This window comes from Lapillicoccus jejuensis, from assembly GCF_006715055.1.
Classification (GTDB): Bacteria; Actinomycetota; Actinomycetes; order Actinomycetales; family Dermatophilaceae; genus Lapillicoccus; species Lapillicoccus jejuensis.
The window spans coordinates 2,052,150-2,077,363 of record NZ_VFMN01000001.1 but is presented as its reverse complement, the minus strand read 5'-3'; the positions used below and the strand labels follow the sequence as shown (position 1 = coordinate 2,077,363).

The window sequence follows — 25,214 nt, the reverse complement described above, 5'->3', positions numbered from 1 at the left end:
GGCGCCTGCGCGTCCACGGGCGTCAACGGCGCCGGCTCGCCCCGGTCGTGCCGCGGACGACGAGCTCGGGCCGGAAGACCAGCTCGCTGCGGGGGGTGGGGTGGCCGACGATCTCGTCGAGCAGGGCGGAGACGGCGGCCTCGCCCATCGCCAGCACCGACTGGCGGACGGTCGTCATCGGAGGGTCGGTGTGGCTCATGAGGGTCGAGTCGTCGTACCCGACGACCGAGACGTCGCCGGGCACCGACATCCCGAGCGAGCGCACCGCCCGGACCGCCCCGAGGGCCATGAGGTCGGACCCGCAGACGACGGCGGTGACCCCGCGCTCGAGCAGCCGCAGGGTGGCGGCCGCCCCGCCTTCGACGGTGTACGGCGCGTGCTCGACGAGGTCGTCGACGTCGGCCCGCCCGACGACGGCGGCCATCGCCTCGCGGTAGCCGCGCTCCTTGCGGATCGAGGGGACGTAGCGGCGCGGCCCCATGGCCAGGCCGATGTCGCGGTGGCCGAGGTCGGCGAGGTGGGTGACGGCCATCTGCATGGCGGCGACGTCGTCGTCGGAGATGAACGGGGCGTCGACACCCTCGACCCAGCCGTTGACGAGGACGATCGGCAGCCCCTGCTCGCGCAGCCGGCGGTAGCGGCCCGGGTCGGTCGTCGTGTCGGCGTGCTGGCCCGAGACGTAGACGATCCCGGCGACGCCGCGGTCGAGCAGCATCCGCACGTACTCGTCCTCGTGGATCCCGCCCGCCGTCTGCGTGCACAGCACGGGCGTGTAGCCCGAACGGGCGAGCAGCGTCTCGATGACCTGCGCGAAGGCCGGGAAGATCGGGTTGGTCAGCTCGGGGACGACGAGGCCGACCAGCCCGGCGCTGGTGCGCCGCAGCCGGGCGGGCCGGTCGTAGCCGAGCACGTCGAGCGCGGTGAGCACGGCGGCGCGCGTCGACTCGGCCACGCCGGGCTTGTCGTTGAGGACCCGGCTGACCGTCGACTCGCTGACCTGCGCCTGGCGGGCGATGTCGGCCAGCCGCGACCCGACCTCGCCGACGGTCATCGTGACCGCCGACCCTTGCCCCGCCGCGTCGCTCCGCCCGTGGCCCCCTGGGCCGAGGTCGACCAGACCCGCACCCCGACGCCCGGCCCGTCGGCGGTCAGGGTGACCCGGTCGCCGCGCACCCGCACCGAGTCGCCGTACGACGCCCGGCCGCGACCGATACCGGGCAGCCGCGCGGCGTCGAGGACGATGGGCTCGTGCTCGGCGCGGGCGACGTGCACGAGCGCGCTCTGGCCGGCGGCCTCGCGCAGGTAGACCAGCGCGTCCTCCTCGGCGTGCACCCAGCGCAGCCCGCCGTGGGTCAGCGCGCGCGACCGCTTGCGCAGCGCGATGAGCGACCGGTAGACCTCGAACAGCCTACGGTCCCAGCCCTTCCCGCTCCACTGCATGGTCCGGCGGCCGTCCTCGCCGAAGGTCCCCTCCATCCCGATCTCGTCACCGTAGGTGAGCATCGGGATGCCGGGGAAGGTCATGAGCAGCCCGGCCGCGACGTCGACCAGCCGGGAGTCCGCGCCGACGAGGCTGCGGATGCGGGTCGTGTCGTGAGAGCCCACGAGGTTGAAGGAGTGCACGAGCGAGGTCCACGGCAGGTGCGAGGTGAACTCGCGGATCGTCTCGACGACCGCCTCCCCACCGAGCCGCGGGACGAGGACGGGCTGCCCGAGGAAGTCCGGCGCGTCCTCGGGGTCGCACAGCCAGGTCCACATCGGCTTGCCGAAGCCGGCGTAGTTCATCACGCCGTGCCAGCCGTCGCCGTCGACGTCGCCGGTGTAGTCGTTGGTGTGCTCGCCGACGAGCAGCGCCTGCGGGTCCGCGTCGGCGACGGCGTCGCGCAGCAGGCGCATGACCTCGTGGTTGAGGTCCTGCCCGGCCTGCCGCCCGGTCATGTTGGCGACGTCGACGCGCCAGCCGTCGAGACCGCCGTCGGGGCCGAGCCACTTGCGGACGACGCCCTGCGGGTCGTCGAGCACGCGGTGGCGCAGCTCGGTGCTCGACCAGTCCAGCTTGGGCAGGGTCTTCACCCCGAGCCACGAGACGTACCGCTTGCGGCCGAGCCAGAAGTAGAAGTCGCGCTCGGGCGCCGAGGTGCTCGCCTCGGCGGCGCGGAACCACTCGTGCGTGACCCCCGTGTGGTTGGTCGTGAAGTCCCCCATGACCTTCATGCCCCGGGCGTGGGCGGCGTCGGTGAGCCGGCGCAGCGCCGCGTCGCCCCCGAGGACCGGGTCGACGGCGGCGAACGTCGCGGCGTCGTACCGGTGGTTGCTCTCGCCGGGGAAGACCGGGGTGAGGTAGACGACGTCGGCGCCGAGCTCCTCGACGTGGTCGAGGTGCTCTGTGACGCCGTCGAGGTCGCCGCCGTAGAGCTGGTGGCCGATCTCGTCGCTCTCGGTCTTGCGCGGGAAGACGGGGTCGTCCCACGCCGCCGGGATCGCCCACTCCGGCATGGCCGAGCGCCGTACGGCGCGGCGCGAGCGGGCGAAGCGGTCGGGGAAGACCTGGTAGACGACCGCCTCGCGCGCCCACGCGGGCGGCGGGGAGTCGTGCCCGACGAGGCGGAAGTCGCCGGTGTCGGGGACGTCGCGCCGGTGCACCCCGGCGGCGTTGAGCCACGCGTAACGGGTGGGCCCCCCGGCGAGGATGAAGCGGTACGACGTCGTGGGGTTGTGGACGACGATCTCGCCGCGCCACCAGGTCTCGGCGGCGTCGCTGCGGGCGCGGTCGACCCGCAGCGGGACGAAGTGCGGCTCGGCGTCGTGGACGACGCGGGCGTGCACCCGGTCCAGGGGGGTCTCGCGCGGCACCCGCACCCACACCGACACGGTGTCGCCGAGGCGGGGCGCGACGTCGGAGACGTACAGCTCCGAGCCGTCGTGGTGCGGGAGGTCGAGACCGGTCACCCTCCCTGTCGTGTCGGACACGGACGTGCTCCTGTCAACGTTGTCACTGTGGTGCGGCGGAGGTCACGATGGCACAACCGGGGCTGCCCCGGTGCTACTTGACCGAACCCTGGGTCAGGCCGCCGACGAGGTACTTCTGGGCGCCGAGGTAGAGGGCGACGACCGGGAGCGAGGCGAGCAGCGAGCCGGCGGCGAACTGGCCGAAGAGGCGCGACTGCTCGTTGCCCTGGGTCATCGAGTAGAGGCCCACACCGAGGGTCTGCGCGTCGACGTCGCGCAGGAAGATGCTGGCCAGGAGGAACTCGCTGTAGAGCCCGACGAAGCCGATCATGAAGGTCGTCACGAGGATCGGCATGACCAGGCGCAGCGTCATGGTGAAGAAGATGCGGGCGTGGCTGGCCCCGTCGACCTTGGCCGCCTCGTCGAGCTCGCGCGGGACGGTGTCGAAGTAGCCCTTGAGCAGCCAGACGTTGGCGCCCATCGCCCCGCCCATGTAGACGAGGATGAGGCCCCACACCGTGTTGAGGCCGACGCCGGGGACGATGTCGCTGACCGCCGCGAAGGTGAGGTAGAGCGCGGTGAAGGTCAGCAGCGCCGGGAAGAGCTGCAGCAGGAGCAGCGTGAGCAGGCCCGCGCGGCGTCCGACGAAGCGCATCCGCGAGAAGGCGTACGCCGCGGCGGCCCCGATGAACGTCTGCCCGAACGCCCCGACGACGCCGATGACGAAGGCGTTCTTGTACCACTCGACGTAGGGCCGCGACTCGTCGCTGAACAGGGTCTGGAAGTTGTTGAGCGAGAACGAGGTCGGGATCAGCGTCGCCGTCTGCAGGCTGCCGGCCGGGTTGAGCGAGGCCGAGAGCAGGTAGACGACGGGGAAGAGCGCGAAGAGCAGGGCGAGCGCCACGACGGCGTACCGCCACCACACCCCGCCGCTGCCGCGGGGCACCGTACGGCGTGTGCTCTCCCCGGTCCGCGTGGCGGCGGCGGTCGCCGCCGTGGTCTGGGTCAGCGACGTCATCTCAGTTGACCTCTTCCAGGTTCTTGGTGCGGCGGAAGCCGGCGTAGCTCATGAGGGCGACGATGACGAAGATGAAGATCGAGACCGTCGAGGCGAGGCCGTAGTTCGGCGTCACGCCGGAGAAGGCGAGCCGGAAGGCGTAGGTGATGAGCAGGTCGCTCGAGCCGATCGAGGTGTCGGCCGACTCGTACGGGCCGCCCTTGGTCAGCAGGTAGATGAGCCCGAAGTTGTTGAAGTTGAAGGCGAACGACGCGATGAGCAGTGGCCCGACGGCCACGAGCAGCAGCGGCATGATGATCGAGCGCAGCGTGCGGAACGGGGACGCGCCGTCGATCTTGGCGGCCTCGCGGACGTCGCCGGGGATGGACTGCAGGGCGCCGGTGCAGACGAGGAACATGTACGGGAAGCCCAGCCACAGGTTGGTCAGGAGGATCGCCGCCTTCGCCGCCCACGGGTTGCCGAGCCAGTCGACGTCGAGGCCGGTGAGGTTGTTGATCAGCCCGAAGTCCTGGTTGAACATCGAGCGCCACAGCAGCGCCGTGACGAAGCCGGGGATGGCGTACGGGAGGATGAGGATCGAGCGGTAGACCTTGCGGCCCTTGATCCGGTTGTCGTCGAAGAGCAGCGCGAGGAGCATCCCGAGCAGGAACGTCGAGCCGACGGAGACGACGGCGAAGACGACGTTCCAGACGAAGATCGACAGGAACCCGGCGCGGATCGTCTCGTTGGTCAGCAGCGTCGAGAAGTTCTTGAGGCCCACGTTCTCCTTCCACCCCGTGGGGAAGGCGTCGCCCTGGCCGTCCTGCGGCACCCAGAAGGCGTTGCGCGGCACGTAGACCTTGCCGGTCGTCGTGTTGGTCAGGGTGTCCTTGGCGGCGTCGTACACGATCGTCGTCTTCCCGACGAAGGCCTCGCTGAGGCCGACCGGCTTGATCCCGCCACCGTCGGACGTCGGGACGGCGAGGTTCGCCAGGTCCTTGCGGGCGTTGACCTGCCGCGCGGTGAGGATGGTCCAGCCCTTGGCCGCGGTGATCTTGCCGGTCACGGTCTTGCTCACGCCGTCGGACGGCAGGTCCTTCAGGCCCTTGGACGTCCCGACGTAGCTCTTGCCCTGGGGGTCGGTCAGCAGCAGCGCGAGGTCGCCGGTGTCCGGGCTCGACCCCGCCGGGACGGCGACGCTCATCCGGTAGCGGGGCGTGCCCGGGACCTCCTGCACCGAGTTGGCGATGATCGAGCGGGTCGCCTCCTCCTTGCTCACCGCGTGGCCGTCGCCGTAGTTGGTGAACGCGGTCGCGACCGTGTAGACGATCGGCCAGACCTGCAGCGCGAGGAGCAGGACGAGACCCGGCAGCAGGTACTTCATCGGGACGGCGCGACGCGTGGAGTAGACCGCGACGACCGCCATGACGACGACCGCGACGACGACGACGCCGATGCCGTACCCGGCCGAGATGACCCGCTGGACGAGGTAGGCCCCGAGCAGGACGGCGAGGGCGATGAGCACCCACTTGGTCACGGTCGCCCACAGGGGGGCCCGGACGGTGCCGCGGCCCAGCGGGCGGGCGGGCGGGGGCGGGCCCTGCTCCACGGGGGTGGTCGGCTTGAGGTCGGTGCTCATGGGGTGATCTCCGCGGGTCCGGCGACGGTGACGGGGTGGCCGCGAGGCGGCCGGGGGTGGGTCGGCCACCGCTCCTCCACGAGGGCTCGTGGGGAGCGGTGGCCGACCCGGCGGGCCTCAGCCCTTGGCGATGTTCGCCGCGATCTCCTTCTGGGCCGCGGTGAAGCGGGAGGTCGGGTCGGCGCCGGAGATGACGTCGGCCGCGGCCTGCCCCAGCGGGCCCCACACGGAGTTCATGGCCGGGATGTTCGGCATCGGCTTGCCGTTCTTGCCGGCCTCGTAGAACGCCTTGACCATCGGGTCCTCGGCGGCCGCCTTCTCGTAGGCGGTGGTGAGGGCCGGCGGGCGGCCGGTGGCCTCGAAGAGCGCCATCTGGACGTCCTCGCGGGTCACGTAGTTCGTCACGAACTCCTGCGCGATGGTCGGGTTCTTGGCCTTGGCCGAGACGTAGAACATCTGCACGCCGAGGAAGGGCTCCATGGGGCCGCCGCCGGCGAGGCTCGGGAGGTTGCTGACGGCGTACTTGATGCCGGCCTTCTTGGCGTTGGTCTGCGCCCACGGGCCGGTGATGAAGAACGGCGCCTTGCCCGCGTCGAACAGCGCCTCGGCGTTGTCGTCGCCGACGTTGGTGCTGAGGACCTTCGACTTGCCGAGCTTCGCCAGCTCGGCCGCGCCCTTGAGCGAGCCCGCGCTGTCGACGAGCAGCTTCGTGGAGTCGTAGTCGCCGTTGGCCTTGGTGGCGAAGATGCCGCCGCCGTACGCCGCCAGGTAGGGGTAGGAGTAGTAGGCGTTGCCGGTCTTGCCGACCTGCTGGATGAGGACGTTGGTGACCTTGCCGCCGGAGGCGTCCTTGATCTTCGTGCCCTCGGCGACCAGCTGGTCCATCGTCGTCGGCGCGTCGGGGGCGAGCGCCGTGTTGCGCATGAGCGCGATGTTCTCGACGGCGTAGGGCACGCCGTAGGTCTGCCCGTTGAACTTGGTCGCCGCCACGGCGTTGGGAGCCAGCTTGGCGGTGACGTCGGGCGAGAGGTTGATCGGGGCCACGGTGGCGTTCTGGACGAGCTCACCCAGCCAGTCGTGGGCGCCGACGATGACGTCCGGGCCCTGGCCGACCTTGGTGGCGTCCTTGAACTGCTGGCGCACGTCGGTCGAGATCTGGACGGCGACGGTCACGCCGTTCTCCTGGCCGAACGCGTCCGCGTACTTCGTCACGGCCTGGGCGCGGTCCGCGTCGGTCCAGATGACGAGGTCGGCGTTGGCGTCGCGCTTGGGCGCGCCGGTCGTGGTCGGCGACGCGGCGGCCGTCGTCGTGGTCGACGACGTCGTGGCCGGCGCCGCTGCGCCCGTCGAGCCGCCGGTGGAGCTGCCTCCCCCGCCGCAGCCCGAGACGAGCAGGGCCACCGCGCCGGATGCGGCAACAACGGTGGCGTACGCACGTTTGTGCATGGTCTCTCCTTCGAAACTCCCGCGACCGTCCCGGTCGCCGTGGCGGGCGGGAACGTAGCAAGTTCTTGCAAGACTGCGCCAGTCCCTGCAAGAACTTGCAGGCCAAGTCGTGACCTTCGACGACGACACGCCGCACGACACGCCGTACGGCGTCGTGTGGGCCGGTGCGCGGCCGTCAGCGGCTGGCAGCCGCTGTCAACGCTGTCATCCGGGGCGCCACCGGCGCCGCGGTTTCACCGCGGGACGAGCGAGACCTCGTCCGGGGTCGAGAGGGTGAGGACGGCGTCCTCGATGGTCGAGTGCTCCTCCAGGCGCCGCTCGAGCGCGCGCAACCGGATCGCGAGGGTGTGCTCGGGGTCGTCGCCGGTGAGGTCGACGGCGGCCACGACGAAGAAGCGCAGCGGGCCGACGAACTCGAGGTGCAGGTAGGTCACCCGGTCGACGTCGGGCAGGTCGAGCAGCGTCTCGAGCACGCGCTCGCGCTGCTCCGGACCGAGCTCCTCCCCCACGAGGAACTGGTGGTTGCGCCGGATGAGGAAGATGGCGACGACCCCGAGCAGCACGCCGACCGCGATGGACCCCACCGCGTCCCAGACGGCGTTGCCGGTCAGCTCGTGCAGCAGCACGCCGAGGGCGGCGAGGACGAGCCCGGCGAGCGCCGAGGAGTCCTCGACGAAGACCGCGCGCAGCGTCGGGTTGGAGGTGCGGTTGATGTAGGAGAGCGGGTGCAGGCCGGTGCGGCGGGCGTTGCCGCGGGTCTGGCGCAGCGCCTGGACGAACGAGATCCCCTCGAGGACGAAGGCGACGCCGAGGACCACGTAGTTGAGCAGGTAGTCGGTCTCCTCGACCTCGCTCGTCAGGCTCTGCACGCCGTGCTGGATCGAGACGGCGGCACCGACCATGAAGAGGCCGAAGGCGGCGAAGAGCGACCACACGTAGGTGTCGCGGCCGTAGCCGCGCGGGTGGGAGGCGTCGCGGGGGCGGCTGCCGCGCCGCTCGGCGAGCAGGAGGAAGACCTCGTTGCCGGTGTCGGCCCAGGAGTGCGCGGCCTCGGCGACCATCGACGCGGACCCGCTCAGGAGGGCGGCCGCCGACTTGGCCAGGGCGATGAGCCCGTTGGCGACCAGGGCGACGACGACGGTGAGGACGCTCTCCCCGCCCGACTGCTCGCCGTCGGCCGTCGTGCCGGGGCGCTGGTGGGAGAGGGTCGCGTCGAGGTCGCTGGACGTCACCTGACAGTTCTACCCAGGCGGGCCCGCCGGCGTCCCGCGGGCCGGGTGTCCGGTCCGCGCCAGGTGCTGGCGGGTCCGGGCGATGTCGTGCATGATGCGGGGGCCGGGCGACGACGCCCGGTTCCCGCCTTTACAACGGATCGTCCGGCACGTTCCTGCCGGTGAAGGAGATGGCTCATGGCCACCGTGACGTTCGACAACGCCACCCGTCAGTACCCGGGCAACCCCGTCCCGTCGGTCGACAAGCTCAACATCGAGATCGCGGACGGGGAGTTCCTCGTCCTCGTCGGCCCCTCCGGCTGCGGCAAGTCCACCTCGCTGCGCATGCTCGCCGGGCTCGAGGAGGTCAACGCCGGTCGCATCCTCATCGGCGATCGCGACGTGACCAACCTGTCGCCGAAGGACCGCGACGTGGCGATGGTCTTCCAGAACTACGCGCTCTACCCGCACATGTCGGTCGCCGACAACATGGGCTTCGCGCTGAAGATCGCCGGCGTCTCCAAGGACGAGATCGGCAAGCGCGTCAAGGAGGCCGCGAAGATCCTCGACCTCGAGCCCTACCTCGAGCGCAAGCCGAAGGCGCTCTCCGGTGGCCAGCGCCAGCGCGTCGCCATGGGCCGCGCGATCGTCCGCTCGCCCCAGGTCTTCCTCATGGACGAGCCGCTGTCGAACCTCGACGCCAAGCTGCGCGTCCAGACCCGCACCCAGATCGCGTCGCTGCAGCGCCGCCTCGGGGTCACCACGGTCTACGTCACCCACGACCAGGTCGAGGCCATGACGATGGGCGACCGGGTCGCGGTCCTCAAGGACGGCCTGCTCCAGCAGTGCGACACCCCGCGCAACATGTACGACCACCCGAACAACGTCTTCGTCGCGGGCTTCATCGGCTCGCCGGCGATGAACCTCCTCCAGGTGCCGGTCACCGAGGGCGGCGTGAAGTTCGGTGACACGATCGTCCCGATCTCCCGCGATGACCTCGCCAAGGCCGGCCAGACCGTCACCGTCGGGGTCCGCCCCGAGGACATGACCCTGTCGGAGAGCGGCGGGCTCGCCGTCACCGTCGACGTCGTCGAGGAGCTCGGCGCCGACGCGTACATCTACGGCACGACGAGCGAGAAGCAGGCCATCCCCTCCGGCGACAACGAAGAGTCGGTCAAGCCCTTCATCGCCCGTGTCGACGGCCGGCGCCCCCCGGAGAAGGGCTCGACGGTGCACCTCGTGCCCAGCGAGGGTCACCTCCACGTCTTCAACAGCGACTCCGGCGCCCGCATCGGCGCCTGAGCCCCGCTCCCGTACGACGCCTCCCCGGGTCTCCCCGGGGAGGCGTCGTCGTCTGCGAGGATGCCGAGGTGGCGCTCGACTTCACCACGGCGCGACCCGCGCCGGCCCTGCTCGACCTGCCGTGGTCGGTCCCCCTGGAGGACTGGCCCTCGGAGGTCCTCGCCGCTCTCCCCCGCGGCATCTCGCGGCACGTCGTGCGCTTCGTGCGCTTCCAGGGCCGGGTCATCGCCATCAAGGAGATCAAGGCCGAGCTGGCGCGGCGCGAGTACGAGATGCTGCGCAACCTCGGCCGGCTCGAGGTGCCGTCGGTGGAGCCGTTCGGCGTCGTCACGGGGCGCATCGGCGCGGACGGCGAGCCGCTGGACGCCTGCCTCATCACCCGCCACCTGCAGTACTCGTTGCCGTACCGCGCGCTCTACAGCCAGACGCTGCGGCCCGACACCGCCGACCGGCTCGTCGACGCCCTCGCCGTCCTGCTCGTGCGGCTGCACCTCACGGGCTTCTGGTGGGGGGACGTGTCGCTGTCCAACACCCTCTTCCGCCGCGATGCCGGTGCCTTCGCCGCTTACCTCGTCGACGCCGAGACCGGCGAGCTGCACGCGTCGCTCACCGACGGCCAGCGCGAGCACGACCTCGACATCGCCCGGGTCAACATCGCCGGCGAGCTGATGGACCTCGAGGCGGGCGGGCTGCTCGAGGAGCGGGCCGACCCGATCGAGGTGTCGAACCAGATCGTCGAGCGCTACACCTCGCTGTGGGCCGAGCTGACCGAGACCGAGCGCTTCGAGCGCGGCGACCGGTGGCGCGTGGAGGAGCGGATCCGCCGCCTCAACGAGCTGGGGTTCGACGTCGACGAGCTGGCCATGTCGACCGACCTCGACGGCACGACGATCTCGATCCAGCCCAAGGTCGTCGACGCCGGCCACCACTCGCGGCGCCTGCTGCGCCTGACCGGCCTCGACGTCGAGGAGAACCAGGCCCGCCGCCTGCTCAACGACCTCGACTCGTTCCAGGCCGCGACCGACCGGCAGAACGACGACGAGGAGATCGTCGCCCACGACTGGCTGGCCCGCGTCTACGAGCCGACGGTGCGCGCCGTGCCGCGCGAGCTGGCCGGCAAGCTCGAGCCCGCCGAGGTCTTCCACGAGGTCCTCGAGCACCGGTGGTACATGTCCGAGCGGGCCGGCCGGGACGTCACCGTCAAGGACGCCGTCGACGACTACCTGCGCACCGTGCTGCCCGCCAAGCCCGACGAGCAGTCGGTGCTCGGTGTCGACACCGTCGAGATGCCCGTCCTCGCCAACGGCGAGGTCGACCTCGACTGACCGGTCCGGACTGCTGAGGGAACGGGACCTCGACGTCCCTCCCCCACCCCGGATTGCTGCGGGGGCGGGACGTCCCGCGGGCGCAACAGTCCGCCGTACGGGGTGACGTCGACGTCCCGGAGGCGCAGCAGTCCGATGTCGGGGGTGACGTCGACGTCCCGAAAGCGCAGCAGTCCGATGTCGGAGATGACGTCGACGTCCCGAAAGCGCAGCAGTCCGATGTCGGAGGTGACGGCGACGTCCCGGACGCGCAGCAGTCCGCCGTACGGGGTCAGTCGCGTTCGGTGAGCAGCGACCCGAAGATGAGGGTCAGCAGCAGGACCAGGGTGATGACGTGGACCCCGGTGCACCACAGGCAGATCGCCTTGATGTGGTAGAGCTCGGCGAAGACGAGGTAGAGCGCGAACACCAGTCCGACGGCGCACCAGGCGACCCGCACGAGGTCGACGGCTCGGGTCGAGCGACGGTAGGTCGCGGGCAGGGTCAGCGCGATCATCGAGACGAAGAAGAGCACGCCGAGGTAGGCGACCGGGATGCCGAGGAACGAGCTCCACTGGCTCTCGGTCACCTTGGCGCAGTTGATGGTCGAGTTCTCCGCGCAGGCGAGCGTCGCGTTCTGCGTCAGGTGCTCGTAGCTGAGGTAGAGCGCGAAGAGCAGCCCGAGGACCGACAGCCCGAGCGACACCGGGGGGAGCCACCGGGGGTGGCGCACCGCGGGGCGGCGTACGGCGTCGTGCGTGGTCGCCATGGCGCGGCAGCCCTCAGGAGCCCGACTGCAGCGCGGCCGCCGCCTTGGTGACGCCGGACGAGGTGCAGACGTCGGCGGGCTTGTTGCCGGTCAGCTGGCACAGCCGCGCGGTCGTGAGGTTGGCGCCGCCGAGCACGCCCTTGGAGATGGCGGTGGAGGGGTCCTTCACCTGGGCGGCGATCTTCTCCTGGGAGAGGCCCTGGAGCACCGTGCCGTCGTAGAGGGCCCCGGACTGGTAGGCCTTGCCGGCGAACCAGACGAACGGGATGCCCGTCGTGCCCGTCGACTGCTCGATCTTCTGCACGTCGTCCGGCACGGCCTGCAGCGGCTTGCCGTTGCGGTCCTGCGCCTCGTAGGACTCGAAGCTGAGGTAGTCGCTGGTGAACTTGGCGTCCTTGAGGCTCAGCGTGGGGATGCTGGCCGGCTGGTCGGTGTCCGAGGACACGGCGTAGTCGAGGCCCGACCAGGTGCCGAAGCGCGAGAGGGCGGTGACCAGGGACCAGCGCTCGCTCGCGCAGTAGGGGCAGTACTCGGCGCCGACGTAGATCAGACGCGGCTTGCCGTCCTTCTCCACGACCGACCCGCCGCTGACGTCCTTGACCACGGTGCCCTGCGCCGACCCGGCGCCGACGGTGTCGAACGCGCTGGCCGGGATGGTGGTGAGGTCCTTGACGACCGTCTCGGACGCCGTGCCCGAGGTCGCCGCCGCGGTCTGCGGGGCCTTGGGGGCGTTGACCGCGAAGATGATGACCGCCGCGACGATGGCGAGCACGACCACCGTCGCCGAGCCGGCGATGATCAGGCTCCGGCGGCGCTCGGCCGCCTTCTGCTCGGCGCGGATCTTCTGGAGCTGGGCGTTGTTCTGCCGCGCGCTCTTGGCCACCGGGGGTCTCCTTCGAGGACTGGGTCGGCTCGGGGTGTCTGACGGGCGTCCCGAGCCGGGGGTCACGCTACTTCATCGACCCGTGGCAGCCCGCTGCCGTGCGATCTCGTAGAGGGTGACGCCCGCGGCGACGCCGGCGTTCAGCGACTCGACCGCCGAGCTCATCGGGATGGAGACGATCTGGTCGCAGGTCTCGGCGACGAGCCGCGACAGGCCCTTCCCCTCCGAGCCGACGACGACGACCACCGGTTCGGTCGCGAGCGCGAGCCCGGGCAGGTCGACGTCTCCCTCCATGTCGAGGCCGAGGACGAAGAAGCCGGCCTTCTGCAGCTCCTGCAGCGCGCGGGTGAGGTTCGTCGCCCGGGCCACGGGGATGCGCGCGGCGGCCCCGGCCGACGTCTTCCACGCGCTGGCCGTCATCCCGGCCGAGCGGCGCTCCGGCACGAGGACGCCGTGGCCGCCGAAGGCGGCGACCGAGCGGACGACGGCGCCGAGGTTGCGGGGGTCCGTGACGCCGTCGAGGGCGACCACGAGCGGGATGCCCGGCGCCTGCGGGTCGAGCAGGTCGGCGACCTCCGCGTAGTCGTACGGCGGCACCTGCAGCGCCAGCCCCTGGTGGACGGCGCCGTCGGTGATCCGGTCGAGCTCGCCGCGCGGGGTCTCGAGGATGGGCAGGCCGCGCTCGCCGGCGGCCTTGAGCGCCTCGCGGACGCGGTCGTCGGCGTCGATCCGCGAGGCGACGTACATCGTCGTCACGGGGACCCCGGCGCGCAGCGCCTCGACGACCGAGTTGCGCCCGGCGACGACCTCGCTGGACGCCTTGCCCTTGCGGGCCGCGCCCCGGGCGGGGCCTCCCGAGCGGGCGCCGGCCCGGCCCGGGCCGGCGGCCTTGCGGGCGCGCTTGGCCGCGGGGTGGTACTCGCGGTCGACCGCCTTCGGCGTCGGGCCCTTGCCCTCGAGCCCACGACGACGCTGACCGCCGGAGCCGACGGTCGCGCCCTTGGCGTTCTTGCGGATCGCGCCGCGGCGCTGGGAGTTGCCGGGCATCAGATCTCCGGGGTCGAGGGGTGGTCGGTGGTGTCGACGGCGGCCGACGGGCGTCGGACGAGGCTCCAGCGGGCGCCGGACGCGGTGTCCTCGATGGCGATGCCGAGGGCGGTGAGCTGGTCGCGGATGGCGTCGGCGGCGGCGAAGTCGCGCGCGGCGCGGGCCGTCTGGCGGGCCTCGAGGCGCTCGCGGACGAGCGCGTCGAGGACGTCGTCGACGTCGGAGGACGCACCGGGCCGCTCGCGCCGCCAGACCGGGGAGAGCGGGTTGACACCCAGTACCTCGGTCATCGCGACGACGGCGGCGGCCGCGGCGGTGACGCCCTCGTCGTCCCCGTCGTCGAGCGCGGTGTTGCCGGCGCGGACGGTGTCGTGGACGACGGCGAGCGCACCGGAGACGTTGAGGTCGTCGTCCATCGCGTCGCGGAAGGCGTCCGGCAGGTCGCCGACGACTCCGTCGAGCGGGCGGACCCGCTCGGCCCGGTCGAGGAACCCGGCGATCCGCTCGACGCTCGCGGCGGCCTCGTGCAGCGACCCCTCGTGGTACTCGATCTGCGAGCGGTAGTGCGCGGCGGTGAGGTAGTACCGCACGGCGAGCGGCGACTCGACGTCGACCACGCGACGCACCTCGAGCGCGTTGCCGAGCGACTTGCCCATCTTCTGCCCGCGCACCGTCACCCACGCGTTGTGCAGCCAGTAGCGCGCGAAGCCGAGGCCGGCCGCGTGGCTCTGCGCCTGCTCGTTCTCGTGGTGCGGGAAGCGCAGGTCGATGCCGCCGCCGTGGATGTCGAAGGTGTCGCCGAGGTACTTGCGCGCCATCGCGGAGCACTCCAGGTGCCAGCCCGGGCGACCGCGTCCGTACGGCGTCGGCCAGGACGCGGACTCCGGCTCGTCGGCCTTGCGGCCCTTCCAGAGGGCGAAGTCGCGCGGGTCCTTCTTGCCGCGCGGGTCGGCGTCCTCGGCGGCGGCCATGTCGTCGGGCGACTGGTGGCTGAGGGCGCCGTACTCCCCCCAGGAGCCGACGTCGAAGTAGACGTCGCCGGTGCCGTCGGGCGCCGGGTAGGCGTGCCCCTTCTCGACGAGGGTGTCGATGAGCTCGACCATCTCGGGGACGTGCCCGGTCGCGCGCGGCTCGTACGTCGCCGGCAGGACCCCCAGCAGGTCGAGCGCCTCGCTCGTGGCCCGCTCGTTGCGGTAGGACAGGGCGAACCAGTCCTCGCCGGCCTCGGCCGACTTGCGCAGGATCTTGTCGTCGATGTCGGTGACGTTGCGCACGACCGTGACGTCGTAGCCGTGACCGGTCTGCAGCCAGCGACGCAGGACGTCGAAGGCGACCGCGAAGCGGACGTGCCCGATGTGCGGGGCGCCCTGCGTCGTGAGCCCGCAGATGTAGATGCCCACCGTGCCGGGCCGCAGGGGCTCGAAGTCGCGCAGCTCGCGCGCGGCGGTGTCGTACAGGCGGAGGCTCACCCACCCAAGGCTACCGGCGCGGCGGGGGGCCGCCCGCCGCGCCGTCGTCCGGCCGGCGGCCGGTCAGCCGCGCCAGTGCACCTTGTCGGGGGTGATGCGGACGACGACGCGAGGGGTGTCCGGGGCGTCGGCGGTGTACGGGCCGCCGGTGTACTTCCGCGAGAGCTCCTGGATGAGCGAGCCGCCCGGGTCGTCCGTGACCGTCGCGGTGCCGCGGACCTCGAGGTAGGAGTACGGGTCGTCCTTGGGCCAGACGACGACGGAGACGCGCGGGTCGCGCTCGAGGTTGTCGGTCTTGCGGCGGCCGCGGACGGTGGAGAAGAGGATGTCGTCGCCGTCGCGCTTGGCCCACACCGGGCTCAGCTGCGGTCGGCCGTCGGGCTCGATGGTGGCGACGGTGATCTGCTCGGGGGCGTCGAGGACGGCACGGGCGGGCTCGGGGAGCGTCGTGGTCATGCCGGTCGCAACGCCGGCCGGCGCGCGGCTATGCCTCGCCGCTGCCGGCGTACGCGTCGATCTCGGCCAGCAACGACGCCTTCCCGGCGTCGTCGAGGAACGACTGCCGTACGGCGTCCCGGGCCAGGTCGGCGACACCGGTCTCGTCGAGACCGAGCAGGTCGGCGGCGACGAGGTACTCGTGGCCGAGGTCGGTGCCGAACATCGGCGGGTCGTCGCTGGCGATGCTGAACGGCACGCCGGCCGCGGCGATGACGGGCAGCGGGTGCTCCTCCAGCGACGGCACCGAGCGGGTGCGCACGTTGGACGTCGGGCAGATCTCGAGCGCGATGCCGTGCTCGGCGAGGTGCGCCAGCAGCGCCGGGTCCTGGGCCGAGGTGATGCCGTGGCCGACCCGCTCGGCGCCGAGCAGCCGCACGGCGTCCCACACGGTCTCGGGTCCGGTCGACTCCCCCGAGTGCGGGACGCTGTGCAGCCCGGCCGCGCGGGCGGCGTCGAAGTGCGGCTGGAACTGGGGTCGGGGGACGCCGATCTCCGGCCCGCCGAGACCGAACGCCACGAGCGTCTCGGGTGCGCGGTGCAGCGCGTAGTCGAGCGTCACCTCGGCGGCGTCGAGCCCGGACTCGCCGGGGATGTCGACGACCCAGCGCAGGACCGGTCCGCCCTCGGCCTCGATGGTGCGGCGGGCGTCCTCGACGGCGCCGGTGAAGTCGGCGGCGTCGATCCCGCGGATGATCGAGGTGTAGGGCGACAGGGTCAGCTCGGCGTAGCGGATCCGCTGCGCCGCCATGTCGCGGCCGACCCCGAGGGTGAGCGCGTGCACGTCCTCGGGGGTGCGGATGAGGTCGACGACGGAGAGGTAGACCTCGACGAAGTGCGCGAAGTCGGTGAAGGTGAAGTAGTCGGCGAGCCGCTCGGGGTCGGCGGGCACGGGGCTGCTGCCCTCGTGGCGGGCGGCGAGCTCGGCGACGATGGCGGGGGACGCGGACCCGACGTGGTGGACGTGCAGCTCGGCCTTGGGCAGGCCGGCGACGAACGCGGCGAGGTCGGGGCGGGGCGCGGTGGTGCTCATCCGTCGAACGCTAGTGGGGCCGCGCCCCGCCCGTCCCGCCGGTCGTCGGCGGGTCCCCGTCAGGCGCGGCCGAGCGACGCCCAGAAGTCGCAGCGGTGCTCGGCGCGGTAGGCGTCGACCCCGATGGCGGTGCTGCGACCACCCGGGCGCAGCGACAGCACCGAGCCGTCAGCGAGCCCGGGCCACAGGGCCCGGTTCGTCGCCTGCGGGGTGCCGGTGGTGACGAACGCGCCCCAGTACGCCGTCATGTCGCGCGAGAGCTGCCGCTCCCCCGAGTCGAAGGTCGGCGCGATCGGGGTGCCGTTGTCGAAGCTCGGGAAGAGGTAGGCCAGCTCGGCCGCGTGCCCGGCGCCCCAGACGTAGCCGGGGATCGGCGTGAGGCCGGGCCCGCGTCGGGCGTCGAACTCGTACATCCACACGGGGTTGACGCGGTCGAAGGCGCTCGCCGTGGCGAGGGTGCCGCAGCCGCCGATCCCGGCGAGGATCCCGGAGTCGGTGGCCACGTCGCTCGCGAGGTACGCCGCGGTGAAGCGGTCGGACCGCGCCGGCCACGGGTAGCGGGCGAGGACGGCGTCCGCCGAGGCGCCGTACAGACCGCGGACGAAGGCGACGTAGTCGGCGCGGCTCCCGCCGATGAGGTTCGTGAAGAAGGTGCGACCCTCGTCGCGGTTGGAGCCGACGACCATCGGCACCCGGGCGACGTCACCGCGCTCGACCGCGGTCACCAGCGGCACGGGGAACGGCGCGACGCCCGTGGTGAGGGTCGGCGAGAACCCCGTGCTCGCGTCGAGCAGGGCCGCGGCCGAGGCGGTGCGCAGGCACGCGACCCGGTCGGTCGTGCACCCCGCCGTCGCGGCGAACGTGCGGCTGTCCTTCTCGGTCGCGGCGACCGGGCGGCTCGGGCAGCCGCCCGACTGCATCATCGCCCGGGCGAAGAGACCGCGCGAGGACTGCGCCACCAGGTGCCCGCAGACCGAGAAGCCACCCGCCGACTCGCCGCCGACGGTGACCCGGCCGCTGTCGCCGCCGAACGCGCCGATCTCGCGCTGGACCCAGCGCAGCGCGGCCTGCTGGTCGAGGAACCCGTAGTTCCCCTCGCCGCGCGAGGAGAGCCCGGCGAGGCCGAGGAAGCCGAAGACACCGAGTCGGTAGTTGATCGAGACGACGACGGCGCCGGTCTCGCGGGCGAACTGCTCGCCGCCGGCCTGGTTCGAGCTGCCGTTGACCAGGCCCCCGCCGTGGATGAAGAGGTAGACGGGCAGCGCCGACGACGCGGTCGCCCCGTGCGGGCGGTAGACGTTGAGGTAGAGGCAGTCCTCGGAGTCGGACCGGGCGCCGTTGCTGCTGGCCAGGGCCGCACACCGGGGTCCGTACGACGTCGCCTCGCGGGAGCCGCTCCACGTCGGCGCCGGCGCCGGGGGCTGCCAGCGACGGGCGCCGGTCGGCGGGGCGGCGTACGGCACCCCGAGGAAGTCGTCGACCCCGTCGACGAGCGCGCCCTGCAGCGTGCCCTGCCCGGTGCGCACCACCGGCGGCGCTCCGGGCGCCGCCTGGGCCGGGGCCGCGAGGGCCGGCGTCACGAGCCCTCCCGCCACCAGCAGGGTCAGGGCCGGGACCGCCCGGGTCCACCACCGTCGTCGGCTCATCGCAGGCTCCTTCGCCTCGTCGCGTCCCTGCACCATGGCCCCGCCCACCCGGGTCGGCAACCCGGAACCCCACTTGTTGCCACTTTTCGCGCGTCAGGTGTTGCTCGGTCCCTTCCGGCGCCGGGCGGAAAGTGGCAACAAGTGAGGTGTCACACCGGCAGGAGGTGGGTGATGAAGCGGGAGAGCTGCTCGATGGTGCGGCACTCGTGCATCTCGACGACGGTGGCGTACTCGTCGGCGCACGAGTCGCCGCTCCCCCAGCGGCCACGCGGCTCGGGGTTGAGCCAGAAGGTGCGTCGCGACCGGTCCCGGATCCGCTGCAGCGCAGCGAGGTTCGGGTCGCCGTAGTTGTTCCGGCCGTCGCCGAGGACGAGCACGGCGGTGCGCGGGCCGATGGCGTCCAGGTAGGACTCGGCGACGTCGGCGAGCGCCTCGCCGTAGTCGCTGCTGCCGTGCCAGCCGGTGACCCGGGCCTCGCGCTGGATGGCGGTGACGAGGTCGGGGCGGCCCTCCTGCACGAGCATCGTCACCTCGTCGGTGACGTTGACGAAGGCGAGGACGCGCACCCGGGTGAACTGGTCGGCGAGCGCGCGGACGAGCAGCATCGTGAAGCCGGAGAACCCGGCGACGCTCCCGGAGACGTCGCAGAGCAGCACGAGCTCGGGTCGTGAGGGCCGAGGACGCTTGTGCACCAGGCGGATCGGGACGCCGCCGGTCGACATCGACCGGCGCAGCGTCCGCCGCACGTCGACCTCGCCCCGGCGGGCCGCACGGCGGCGCGCGGCCAGCCGGGTCGCGAGCTTGCGCGACAGCGGGCGGACCGCGGCCCGCAGCGCGGCGAACTGCGCGAGGTTCGTCGTGAGGAAGTCCTGCCGCTCGGCCGGGTCCGGGACGGCGTACGTCGCCATCCGCTCGCGGCCGCGCAGCTCGGCGGCCCGTCGGCGCGCGGCCGCCGCGACCAGGGCCTTCAGCCGCTCGACGTCGCGGCGCACCTCGTCGCGGACCAGCCGGTCGCCGAGGTCGCCGTCGTCGCCCCGCTCCTGCACCACCGCCGCGACGAGGGTCTGCGGACGCAGCCGCTCGAGCGTCTGCAGGGCCGAGAACGAGCGGTTGCCCTCCCCGCCGACCCGGCCCAGGGCGTCCACGGCCCGCTCGGCGAGCGCCTCGAGGGCGGCCGCGTCGCGGGCGACCAGCGCGTCGCGCAGCTCCTCGCGCAACCGCTCGACCCGGTCGTCGGGGTCGGCCGGCAGGTCGTCCTCGCCGTCGCGGGTGCCCTGCGTCGCGCCGACGCCGGCCGGGAAGTAGAGGTCGAAGACGGCATCGAACACCGCGCGCTGCCCGCCGCGCCGCACCAGGGCGGCGGCCAGCCCCTCGCGCAGCCGGCCGCGGTCGTCGAGCCCGAGCACCTGCGCCACCCGGGCGGCGTCGACGGTCTCGCTCGTGCCGCACGGGATCCCCTTGTCGCGCAACGCTCCCACCATCGCGACGAGGCGCGCGGGCAGGCCGTCGGACGGGGCGCCGTACGGGGTCCCGTGGGTGACGTCCGCCGCGACCGGCACCTCAGGCCCGTCGGGCGAGGGTGTCGAGGTCGAGACCGGCGCGGGCGCGGACGACGTCCTCCTGGTGCTTGAGGACGACGCCGAGGGTCTCCTCGACGGTCCGCGCGTCGAGCCGGTCGGCACCGAGGGCGAGCAGGGTGCGGGCCCAGTCGATCGTCTCGGAGACCGACGGCGCCTTCTTCAGCGGCAGACCCCGCAGCGCGGCGACCACCCGCACGACCGACGTCGTCAGCGCCTCGTCGATGCCGGGGACGTGCAGCCGGACGATGTCCTCCTCGAGCGCCGGCTCGGGGACGTCGAGGTGCAGGAACAGGCAGCGCCGGCGCAGCGCCTCGGTCAGCTCACGCGTCGCGTTCGAGGTGAGGACGACGAACGGGCGCTGCCGCGCACGGATCGTCCCGAGCTCGGGCACCGTGACCTGGAAGTCGCCGAGGACCTCGAGCAGCAGCCCCTCCACCTCGACGTCGGCCTTGTCGGTCTCGTCGACGAGCAGGACCGTGGGCTCCTCGCGCCGGATCGCGGTGAGCAGCGGCCGCTCGAGGAGGAACTCCTCGGAGAAGACGTCGGTCCGGGCGGCGTCCCAGGACTCGTCGCGGCCGGCGGTGATCCGCAGCAGCTGCTTGGCGTGGTTCCACTCGTAGAGGGCGCGGGCCTCGTCGACGCCCTCGTAGCACTGCAGCCGCACGAGGCCCGCCCCGGTGGCCTCGGCGACGGCGCGGGCCAGGTCGGTCTTGCCGGTGCCCGCCGGCCCCTCGACGAGCAGCGGCTTGCCGAGGACGGCGGCGAGGTAGACGGTCGTCGCGACCGACTCCGACGCGAGGTAGCCGACCGCGGCCAGCCGGGTGACGACGTCGTCGACGGAGGCGAAGGTCGTGCCGGACGCGGGTGCGGTCGTCATGTCCCCATCCTCACCTGTCGACCTCGGCGTCAGTGACCGCGGTCGAGCCACTCCTGGACGTGCGGGGCCTCGTCGCCGACCGTCGTCGCGTCGCCGTGCCCGGTGAGGACGACGGTCTGCGGCGGGAGGGTGAGCAGGCGGCGGCGGATCGAGTCGACGATCGTCGGGAAGTCGCTGAACGAGCGGCCGGTCGCGCCCGGCCCGCCGGCGAAGAGCGTGTCGCCGGTGAGGACTACGCCGAGCTCGGGGACGTGGAAGCAGCACGCGCCGGGCGAGTGGCCGGGGGTGTGCAGCACCTGGAGCTCGACGTCGCCGACGCCGACGAGGTCGCCGTCGTGCAGGTCCCCGCCGGGGTCGCCGTCCTGGCTCAGCTGCCACACCGCTCCGTCGTCCGGGTGCAGGTACGCCGTCGCCCCGGTCGCCGTGACGAGGTCGCGGGCCACCGTGACGTGGTCGTCGTGCGCGTGGGTGAGCAGGATCGCCTTCACCGTGCGCGAGCCGACGAGCTCGAGGATCGGCCCGGCGTCGTGCGGGGCGTCGACGACGACGCACTCCTCGTCGTCACCGATCACCCAGACGTTGTTCTCGACGTCCCAGGTGCCGCCGTCGAGGCTGAACGTGCCGGCGGTGACGGCGTGCTCGACGCGCACCCCGCCCGCGGACCGGCCGAGCCCGGCGGCGGCCTGCGACGGGTCCGTCACAGCCGGACCACCGAGCGCAGGACGGTGCCGTCGTGCATCTTGGCGAACGCCGCCTCGACGTCGCCGAGCCCGATCGTCTCGGTGACGAACGCGTCGAGGTCGAACCGCCCCTGCTGGTACAGGTCGACGAGCATCGGGAAGTCGCGCGAGGGGAGGCAGTCGCCGTACCAGCTGGACTTCAGCGACCCGCCGCGGCCGAAGATCTCGATCATCGGCAGGGTCACCTCCTTGTCCGGGGTGGGCACCCCGACGAGGACGACGCGACCGGCGAGGTCGCGCGCGTAGAACGCCTGCTCGTAGGTCTCCGGACGGCCGACCGCCTCGACCACGACGTCGGCGCCGAACCCGCCGGTGAGCTCGCGGATCCGCTCGACGACGTCCTCGCTGCTGGCGTCGACGGTGTGCGTGGCGCCGAAGCCCTCGGCCCACTCGAGCTTGCGCGGGTCGAGGTCGACGGCGATGACGGTCGTCGCGCCGGCGACGACCGCGCCCGCGACGGCGGCGCAGCCGACGCCGCCGCAGCCGATGACCGCGACCGTCTCGCCGCGCTGCACCGCACCGGTGTTGACCGCCGCACCGAACCCGGCCATCACGCCGCAGCCGAGCAGCCCGGCCGCGCGGGCGTCGACCTCGTCGACCTTGGTGCACTGGCCCGCGGCGACGAGCGTCTTCTCGGCGAACGCGCCGATCCCCAGCGCCGGCGACAGCTCGGTGCCGTCGGTGAGCGTCATCTTCTGCGTGGCGTTGTGCGTCGCGAAGCAGTACTGCGGCTGCCCCTTGGCGCAGGCGCGGCACTCACCGCACACGGCGCGCCAGTTGAGGACGACGAAGTCGCCCGGCGCGACCTGGGTGACGCCCTCGCCGACGGCCTCGACGCGGCCGGCGGCCTCGTGCCCGAGCAGGAACGGGTACTCGTCGTTGATGCCGCCCTCGCGGTAGTGCAGGTCGGTGTGGCAGACGCCGCACGCCTCGACGGCGACGACGGCCTCGCCCGGTCCCGGGTCGGGGACGACGATGTCGACGAGCTCGACGGGGGCGCCCTTGGCGCGGGCGATGACGGCGGAGACGGTCTGCGGCATGGGTCCAGCACATCACGCCGGCGACCCGCCGCTCCACCCTCCCGGACGACGCCCCTACGGCGCCGCGCACGCCGGGTCGCGTCAGCCGGCGGGCAGCAGGAGGGCGGTGGCGACGGCGGCGACGCCGTCGCCCCGGCCGGTGAGCCCCAGCCCGTCGGTGGTCGTCCCGCTCACCGACACCGGCCCGCCGGCGGCGGCGGACAGCGCGGCCTCGGCCTCGGCCCGACGGGTCCCGATCTTGGGCCGGTTGCCGACGACCTGGACGGCGACGTTGCCGACGACGAAGCCGGCCCCGCGCACGAGCCGGGCCGCCTCGGCCAGCAGCGCGACGCCGGAGGCACCGGCCCACTCTGGTCGGGCGGTGCCGAAGTGCGCGCCGAGGTCCCCGATCCCGGCGGCGGAGAACAGCGCGTCGCAGCAGGCGTGCGCGGCGACGTCGGCGTCGGAGTGCCCGTCGAGCCCGCGCTCGTCCGGCCAGTGCAGCCCGGCGACCCACAGCGGCCGGTCCGACCCCTCGGGCGCGAGGGCGTGGACGTCGACCCCCACCCCCACCCGCGGGACGCCGTACGGCGGCCGGTCAGCCACGCTCCCCGTCCCAGGGCAGGGGCTCGCGCCACACCTTGTGCTGGGCCGCCTGGGCGACGGGCTTGACGACGAGCCGGTCGATGTTGACGTGCTGCGGCAGCCGGACGCAGAAGGCGACGCACTCGGCGACGTCCTCGGCGACGAGCGGCCGGTCGACGCCCTCGTAGACCTTGGCCGCGCGCTCCTCGTCGCCGCGGAACCGGGTCGTGGAGAACTCGTCGGTGCGCACCATCCCGGGGCAGACCTCGACGACGCGCACCTGGCTCCCGCTCAGCTCGAGCCGCAGCGTCTCGGTGAGCGCGGTCTCCGCGTGCTTGGCCGCGGTGTAGCCACCGCCGCCCTCGTAGGTGATGAACCCGGCGGTCGAGGTGATGTTGACGATCGTGCCGTGCGGCGAGCGGCGCAGCGCCGGCAGGAGGGCCTGCGTGACGAGCAGCGCGCCGATCGTGTTGACCTCGAACATCGCCCGCCAGTCCTCGGCGCGGCCGTGCTCGACGGTGTCCATGCCGAAGGCGCCGCCCGCGTTGTTGACGAGGACGTCGACGTCGCCGAGCTCCGCGACGGCCCGGGTGACGGCGTCGGCGTCGGTGACGTCGAGGACCAGGGTGCGGGCGCCCGGCAGCCCGGCCGCGACCTGCTCGAGGCGGTCGGCGCGGCGTCCGGCGAGGACCACCTCGTGGCCGTCCCGCGCCAGCGCGGCGGCGGTCGCGGCCCCGATGCCGGAGCCCCCTCCCGTGACGAGTGCGACGGGCATGCTCGGCTCCTCCTGCTGGGTCGGGTCGGCGGCGCGGCCGCCGGACTCATCCAACCACCGGCGCCGTACGGCGTCCGTCCGGCCTCAGCGGGGCCCGGCGCCGGCGAGGACGGCGTGGGCGACCGCGAGGTCGCGCGGGGTGGTGACCTTCTCGGCCAGCGGGTCGCCGGGGACGACGACGACCGGGAGCCCGAGCCGCTCGACGAGGGCGGCGTCGTCGGTCGCCCCGGGCGGGGCGTCCGCGTGGGCCCGGGCGAGCACCGCGCGGTCGAAGCCCTGCGGCGTCTGGACGGCGCGCAACCGCGAGCGGTCCGGGGTGGCGACGACGACCCCGTGCTTGTCGACCTCCTTGACCGTGTCGACCACCGGCAGCCCCGGCACGACCGCCGGGTGCCCCTCGGCGAGCGCCGCCACGACGGCCGCGAACAGCGACGGCGGGGCGAGCGCCCGGGCCGCGTCGTGCACGAGGACCGCGTCGACGTCGTCCCCCGCGGCGGCCAGCCCGGCGGCGACGGAGTCCGAGCGCTCGGCGCCGCCGGCCACGACCTGCGTCGGCACGGTGACCCCCGCCGTGAGCGCGAGGGCGTCCGCGACGTGGGAGGCGGGTGCGACGACGACGACCCGCACCAGGCCCGGGCACCGCCCCGCCCGCTCCAGCGCGTGGGCGAGCAGGGGCCGATCGGCGAGCCGGACGAACGCCTTGGGGACCTCCGCGCCGAGCCGTGAGCCGGAACCCGCGGCGACGACGACGACGGCGACGCGAAGCGCCGCCCCCCGGGGGCCGGGAGGCGGCGCTGCGGTGTGCGTGGTGTCGATCAGGACGCGAGGACCTCGTCGAGGATGGCCTCGGCCTTGTCCTCGTTGGTCTTCTCCGCGAGCGCGAGCTCGCTGACCAGGATCTGACGGGCCTTGGCGAGCATGCGCTTCTCGCCGGCCGACAGGCCCCGGTCCTTCTCACGGCGCCACAGGTCGCGCACGACCTCGGCCACCTTGATGACGTCGCCCGAGGCCAGCTTCTCGAGGTTGGCCTTGTAGCGCCGCGACCAGTTCGTCGGCTCCTCGGTGTGCGGAGCCCGCAGCACCTCGAAGACGCGGTCGAGACCCTCCTGGCCGACGACGTCTCGCACGCCGACCAGATCGCAGTTCTCTGCCGGGACCTCGATGGTCAGGTCGCCCTGAGCGACCTTGAGCTTCAGGTAGAGCTTGTCCTCGCCCTTGATCGTGCGGGTCTTCATCTCTTCGATCAGTGCCGCCCCATGGTGGGGGTACACGACCGTCTCGCCGACCTTGAAAACCATGTGGTGTTTTCCCCTTTCGCGACCCCCAGAATACCACGGGATAGACCTGTGGAGCGAGTCGGAGCCTGCTGTTTGCGCAGGTCAGAGGCCCTATCGGCGTCGCATCCGCCCGATGTGAACCCTTGACAACGACGCTCCCCGCGTGCAACG

The 25,214-nt window shown here is 72.9% G+C and carries 23 protein-coding genes; 2 read left to right on the top strand and 21 right to left on the bottom strand.

All coding sequences use genetic code 11. From position 1 onward, the window contains the following. Positions 1–22: 22 nt before the first annotated feature. From FB458_RS09900 to FB458_RS09875, 6 genes are all read right to left on the bottom strand, one after another. The gene (locus FB458_RS09900; protein WP_141848349.1) at positions 23–1,051 is read right to left on the bottom strand and encodes a LacI family DNA-binding transcriptional regulator; all 1,029 of its coding nucleotides are present in this window, start codon (positions 1,049–1,051) and stop codon (positions 23–25) included. Further along, positions 1,048–2,970 carry a glycoside hydrolase family 13 protein gene (locus FB458_RS09895; protein WP_141848348.1) on the bottom strand — a complete coding sequence of 641 codons (1,923 nt, stop codon included), beginning with the start codon at positions 2,968–2,970 and terminating at the stop codon, positions 1,048–1,050. Before FB458_RS09895 ends, FB458_RS09900 begins: the two co-directional genes overlap by 4 nt. A gap of 73 nt (positions 2,971–3,043) precedes the next feature. Continuing rightward, positions 3,044–3,967, bottom strand: coding sequence for a sugar ABC transporter permease (locus FB458_RS09890; RefSeq protein WP_141848347.1), 924 nt, complete (start codon positions 3,965–3,967; stop codon positions 3,044–3,046). Between the two features lies 1 nt (position 3,968). Beyond that, positions 3,969–5,585, bottom strand: a complete 1,617-nt coding sequence (locus tag FB458_RS09885; RefSeq protein WP_141848346.1) for an ABC transporter permease subunit — start codon at positions 5,583–5,585, stop codon at positions 3,969–3,971. A gap of 117 nt (positions 5,586–5,702) precedes the next feature. Then, entirely contained in the window at positions 5,703–7,031 is a 1,329-nt protein-coding gene (locus tag FB458_RS09880; RefSeq protein ID WP_141848345.1) for a sugar ABC transporter substrate-binding protein, read from the bottom strand. 233 nt (positions 7,032–7,264) lie between these two features. Then, entirely contained in the window at positions 7,265–8,263 is a 999-nt protein-coding gene (locus FB458_RS09875; RefSeq protein WP_141848344.1) for a cation diffusion facilitator family transporter, read from the bottom strand. Positions 8,264–8,440: 177 nt separating this feature from the next. Here FB458_RS09875 and FB458_RS09870 point away from each other — a divergent pair, with 177 nt between their 5' ends. After that, positions 8,441–9,544, top strand: a complete 1,104-nt coding sequence (locus FB458_RS09870; RefSeq protein WP_141848343.1) for an ABC transporter ATP-binding protein — start codon at positions 8,441–8,443, stop codon at positions 9,542–9,544. A 68-nt stretch (positions 9,545–9,612) separates the two neighbouring features. Next, positions 9,613–10,869: a DUF4032 domain-containing protein gene (locus tag FB458_RS09865; protein ID WP_141848342.1), complete on the top strand. Its 1,257-nt coding sequence runs from the start codon at positions 9,613–9,615 to the stop codon at positions 10,867–10,869. Between the two features lie 271 nt (positions 10,870–11,140). On the opposite strand, the gene FB458_RS09860 is transcribed toward FB458_RS09865, so the two are convergent. The 15 genes from FB458_RS09860 to FB458_RS09790 all read right to left on the bottom strand — a co-directional run bounded on the left by FB458_RS09860 (position 11,141) and on the right by FB458_RS09790 (position 25,064). Next, entirely contained in the window at positions 11,141–11,617 is a 477-nt protein-coding gene (locus tag FB458_RS09860; RefSeq protein WP_141848341.1) for a vitamin K epoxide reductase family protein, read from the bottom strand. A gap of 13 nt (positions 11,618–11,630) precedes the next feature. Then, entirely contained in the window at positions 11,631–12,500 is an 870-nt protein-coding gene (locus tag FB458_RS09855; protein ID WP_170185626.1) for a DUF929 family protein, read from the bottom strand. 72 nt (positions 12,501–12,572) lie between these two features. Further along, a complete protein-coding gene (rlmB, locus tag FB458_RS09850; protein WP_141848339.1) occupies positions 12,573–13,547 on the bottom strand; it encodes a 23S rRNA (guanosine(2251)-2'-O)-methyltransferase RlmB in 975 nt (324 codons plus the stop codon). After that, positions 13,547–15,016 carry a cysteine--tRNA ligase gene (gene cysS, locus FB458_RS09845; RefSeq protein WP_141848338.1) on the bottom strand — a complete coding sequence of 490 codons (1,470 nt, stop codon included), beginning with the start codon at positions 15,014–15,016 and terminating at the stop codon, positions 13,547–13,549. The genes rlmB and cysS overlap by 1 nt, the downstream gene beginning before the upstream one ends. Positions 15,017–15,079: 63 nt before the next feature. Then, entirely contained in the window at positions 15,080–15,472 is a 393-nt protein-coding gene (locus FB458_RS09840) for a PPOX class F420-dependent oxidoreductase (protein ID WP_141848337.1), read from the bottom strand. A 28-nt stretch (positions 15,473–15,500) separates the two neighbouring features. Further along, the gene (locus tag FB458_RS09835; RefSeq protein WP_141848336.1) at positions 15,501–16,544 is read right to left on the bottom strand and encodes an adenosine deaminase; all 1,044 of its coding nucleotides are present in this window, start codon (positions 16,542–16,544) and stop codon (positions 15,501–15,503) included. Positions 16,545–16,603: 59 nt separating this feature from the next. Next, on the bottom strand, positions 16,604–18,190 hold the full coding sequence (locus FB458_RS09830; RefSeq protein WP_141848335.1) for a carboxylesterase/lipase family protein: 1,587 nt from the start codon (positions 18,188–18,190) through the stop codon (positions 16,604–16,606). A gap of 149 nt (positions 18,191–18,339) precedes the next feature. Next, positions 18,340–19,749 carry a vWA domain-containing protein gene (locus FB458_RS09825; RefSeq protein WP_246061144.1) on the bottom strand — a complete coding sequence of 470 codons (1,410 nt, stop codon included), beginning with the start codon at positions 19,747–19,749 and terminating at the stop codon, positions 18,340–18,342. A gap of 1 nt (position 19,750) precedes the next feature. Then, positions 19,751–20,647 (bottom strand): AAA family ATPase, encoded by an 897-nt coding sequence (locus FB458_RS09820; protein ID WP_141848334.1) that lies wholly within the window; start codon positions 20,645–20,647, stop codon positions 19,751–19,753. A gap of 29 nt (positions 20,648–20,676) precedes the next feature. Next, positions 20,677–21,348: an MBL fold metallo-hydrolase gene (locus tag FB458_RS09815; protein WP_211356001.1), complete on the bottom strand. Its 672-nt coding sequence runs from the start codon at positions 21,346–21,348 to the stop codon at positions 20,677–20,679. Further along, entirely contained in the window at positions 21,345–22,427 is a 1,083-nt protein-coding gene (locus FB458_RS09810; RefSeq protein ID WP_141848333.1) for an S-(hydroxymethyl)mycothiol dehydrogenase, read from the bottom strand. Before FB458_RS09810 ends, FB458_RS09815 begins: the two co-directional genes overlap by 4 nt. An 81-nt stretch (positions 22,428–22,508) precedes the next feature. Next, positions 22,509–23,012: a 2-C-methyl-D-erythritol 2,4-cyclodiphosphate synthase gene (ispF, locus tag FB458_RS09805; protein ID WP_141848332.1), complete on the bottom strand. Its 504-nt coding sequence runs from the start codon at positions 23,010–23,012 to the stop codon at positions 22,509–22,511. Continuing rightward, positions 23,005–23,766 carry an SDR family oxidoreductase gene (locus tag FB458_RS09800; protein ID WP_141848331.1) on the bottom strand — a complete coding sequence of 254 codons (762 nt, stop codon included), beginning with the start codon at positions 23,764–23,766 and terminating at the stop codon, positions 23,005–23,007. Before FB458_RS09800 ends, ispF begins: the two co-directional genes overlap by 8 nt. 84 nt (positions 23,767–23,850) lie before the next feature. Continuing rightward, positions 23,851–24,582: a 2-C-methyl-D-erythritol 4-phosphate cytidylyltransferase gene (gene ispD / locus FB458_RS09795; RefSeq protein ID WP_141848330.1), complete on the bottom strand. Its 732-nt coding sequence runs from the start codon at positions 24,580–24,582 to the stop codon at positions 23,851–23,853. Further along, positions 24,582–25,064, bottom strand: a complete 483-nt coding sequence (locus FB458_RS09790) for a CarD family transcriptional regulator (RefSeq protein WP_141848329.1) — start codon at positions 25,062–25,064, stop codon at positions 24,582–24,584. Before FB458_RS09790 ends, ispD begins: the two co-directional genes overlap by 1 nt. Between the last annotated feature and the right edge of the window lie 150 nt (positions 25,065–25,214).